Here is a 3,280-nt window from a genome sequence, read left to right as displayed (position 1 = left end):
ATCGGCAGGCGGCGGGGCGGCGGCGCTCGGCGCTGGCGCTGGCCGAGGAAGCGCGCGATCTCGACGGGCTCGTGGGCAAGCTGGGCGAGGTCGCGGCGCTCAGGAACGAGCTGGCCGCGCTTCCCGGCCCCGTCCTGCGTCCCGCTGACCTCTCCGCCGCGCTCGCCCCCGAACCCGCGCCCGCGCCGAGCGCCGCCGCCCCGCCGCCTGCCGATTTCCAGCTGCCCGTGCAGGGCCGCACGCTGGTGGGCTTCGGCGCGAAGCGCGCGAGCGGGCTCGCCTCGACCGGCCTCACCCTCGCGCCCGTCCCGCAAGCGCAGGTCATCGCCCCCGCGCGCGGGCGCGTCGCCTTCGCCGGGCCCTATCGCGGCTTCGGGCGAATCGTCATCATCGAGCACGCCGGTGGCTGGACCAGCCTCGTCACCGGCCTCGAGCGCATCGACGTCGCGGTCGGCGATATGGTCATCGGCGGATCGCCTCTGGGCCGCGCCACGGGCGGCGCAAGCCCCGTGACAATCGAATTGCGGCGCGACGGCACACCCGTCAACCCCTTGCAATTCTTGCGATAATAACGCCGCGGCGCAAAGAAACCCGCCGCACATTGCCCCTTGCTGGCACAGACCTTCCCGATGCCACGTGTTATCTGGCGTTCATCTCGGCAAACCTATACATTCGTGTGACAAAGGAGCCTGCCCCGCCCATGAGAATCGCCGCCTTCCTGCGCAGCGCCGCGCTGGTCACCTCGGTCGCGCTGATCCCCGCCACCACCGCCACCATGGCGCAGGTCGATGGCCGCGCCGCCCCCGAATTCGCCAAGCTCTTCGCGGTCTTCCAACGGGTCAAGGCGAGCTATGTCGAGCCGGTCGAGGATGACGTGCTGATCCGCGGCGCGATCGACGGCATGCTCGCCGCGCTCGATCCGCATTCGGCCTATCTCGACGGCGGCGATCTCCAGCGATTGGAGACGATGATCGACGGGCAATATTCGGGCCTCGGCCTGTCGGTGGTGATGCAGGACGGGGCGGTCAAGGTCGTCTCGCCGTTCCGCGGCAGCCCTGCCGAAGCCGCCGGGATCAAGGCCGGCGACTTCATCACGCACCTCAACGGCAAGCTGATCGTCGACACCAAGCTCGACGATGCGGTCGCGCAGATGCGCGGGCCGAAGGGCACCTCGATCCGCCTGACGATCTTCCGCCAGGGCCGCGACGAGCCGCTCGAGGTCGACGTCACCCGCGGGGTGATCGAGCTGGAGCCGGTCACCTCCGAGCTCCTGTCGGGCAATATCGCGGTCATCAGCGTCAACGAATTCTCGGCCAATGTCGGCGCGGATGTCTTCGCCGAGTGGCAGTCGCTCAGGAAGAAGGCCGCGGGCGGGCGCATCGCCGGGCTGGTGCTCGACCTCAGGAACAACCCGGGCGGGAGCCTCGACGAATCGGTCGCGCTCAGCGACCTGTTCCTCACCGACGGGCGGATCGTCAGCCAGCGCGGCCGCGCGCGGGGCGAGACGATGCTCTACGATGCCGAGACCGTTTACCGCGGCGACATGGCCGAGGGCGTGCCGATGATCGTGCTGATCAACGCGGGCTCGGCTTCGGCCTCCGAGATCGTCGCAGGCGCCTTGCAGGATCACCGCCGCGCGCTGGTGATGGGCGAGCGCAGCTTCGGCAAGGGCTCGGTCCAGTCGCTGCTGCCGCTCGGCAAGGACGCCGCATTGAAGCTCACCACCGCGCGCTACTACACCCCCGCGGGCCGCTCGGTGCAGGAGGGCGGGATCAAGCCCGACATCGCCGTGCCGCAGATCTCCGACCCCGATTTCGCGCTGCGCCAGAAGTACCAGACCCGCGAGAGCGATCTGCGCGGCCACCTCATCAACGAGCTCGGCCTCAAGGACGAGGAGCTGGAGGGCGACAAGATCGCCGATCCGCGCTTCCAGCTCACCGCCGCGCAGCTCGAGTCGCAGGGGATCAAGGACTTCCAGCTGAACTACGCCGCCGACACTCTGCGCCGCACGACGAAGAGCACCGTGGCGCTTCGCCCCGGCACCCAGCGCGCCGCCAAGCCGTAAGGGCCTGAGCCATGGACAATCTGGCGAAAGCCCGCGCGCTGGCCGTGCTGGTTCCGGCTGCGCTGCTCGGCGGGGCCTATGTCTCGCAATACGGCTTCGGCCTGTTCCCGTGCGAAATGTGCTGGTGGCAGCGCTATCCGCACTTCGTGGCGGTGGCGCTCGGCCTCGCGGGTTTCGCGGTGAAGCCCGCGGCACGCCCGCTGGTGCTGCTGGCGGGGCTGGCGATCCTTGTCTCGGGCGCGATCGGGCTGTTTCACGCGGGCGTCGAATATGGCTGGTGGGAGGGCATCACCGATTGCACCGCCCGCGCGCCGACCGGATCGGCCTTCGACTTCGGCAGTCAGGTCGTGCCCTGCGATGTGCCGCAATGGACGCTGTGGGGCGTGAGCCTGGCGGGCTTCAATTTCCTGATCTCCGGCCTCGGCGGTGCAGCCGTGGTGGCGCTGGCTGCGTATCGCAGGTAGGGTGTCCGCCAACAGCAAGGAGCCGAGCATGGACCGCAAAGACCTCCACCGCATGATCCGCGTCGACCAGGCCGGGGAATTCGGCGCGACCCGGATCTACGAAGGCCAGCTCGCCGTGATGGGCGACCGCGGGCCGCATTCGGCCGAGATCCGCCACATGGCCGCGCAGGAGGCCGAGCACCGCAGGAAGTTCGACGCGCTGCTGGCGAAGCGCGGCGTGCGCCCGACCGCGCTCCATCCGTTCTGGTCCGCGGCGGGCTATGCGCTGGGCGCGGGCACCGCATTGCTCGGGCCCGAGGCGGCAATGGCCTGCACCGCGGCGGTCGAGACCGAGATCGACAAGCACTATTCCGACCAGCTCGACGCGCTCGAAGCCTCGGGCGCCGATCCCGAGCTTGCCGCGATGATCGCCGAGTTCCGCGAGGAGGAGCGCGAACACCGCGACGCCGCACTCGCCAACGGCGCCGAGCGCGCGCCTGCCTACCCGCTGCTGGCGGGCGCGATCCGGCTCGGATGCAGGATCGCGATCAAGGTGAGCGAGCGGCTTTGATTGCGAGGGCGCCTCCGCGCCCTCGTCCTCGGTGCTGTTCCTTCGCTTCGCTCCGGGCACCTGCGGGCGGCCGTTCGGCCTTGCGGTCGCTGCGCGACCGATGATGTTTGTTTGCGCAGCCGCGTCCTCGGCTGAGTCCTCGGTGCTGTTTCGATCCCTGCGGGATCGAGCACCTGCGGCTCGCGCGCGTGCGCTCTCGGT

The 3,280-nt window shown here is 69.9% G+C and carries 4 protein-coding genes; all 4 read left to right on the top strand.

Annotated elements, in window-relative coordinates; translation table 11 throughout:
* Positions 1-569 (top strand): murein hydrolase activator EnvC family protein (locus AX692_RS11445; RefSeq protein ID WP_155646312.1); only part of this gene is annotated, 569 nt, incomplete at its 5' end.
* A gap of 131 nt (positions 570-700) precedes the next feature.
* The gene (locus tag AX692_RS11440) at positions 701-2,065 is read left to right on the top strand and encodes a S41 family peptidase (protein ID WP_073973168.1); all 1,365 of its coding nucleotides are present in this window, start codon (positions 701-703) and stop codon (positions 2,063-2,065) included.
* Between the two features lie 11 nt (positions 2,066-2,076).
* Positions 2,077-2,529: a disulfide bond formation protein B gene (locus AX692_RS11435; RefSeq protein ID WP_073973167.1), complete on the top strand. Its 453-nt coding sequence runs from the start codon at positions 2,077-2,079 to the stop codon at positions 2,527-2,529.
* A gap of 28 nt (positions 2,530-2,557) precedes the next feature.
* On the top strand, positions 2,558-3,079 hold the full coding sequence (locus AX692_RS11430) for a demethoxyubiquinone hydroxylase family protein (RefSeq protein ID WP_073973176.1): 522 nt from the start codon (positions 2,558-2,560) through the stop codon (positions 3,077-3,079).
* Positions 3,080-3,280: the final 201 nt, after the last annotated feature.

It is taken from the genome of Erythrobacter donghaensis, assembly GCF_001557325.1.
Taxonomy (GTDB): Bacteria; Pseudomonadota; Alphaproteobacteria; order Sphingomonadales; family Sphingomonadaceae; genus Erythrobacter; species Erythrobacter donghaensis_B.
This window is presented reverse-complemented; position numbering and strand designations above follow the sequence as displayed.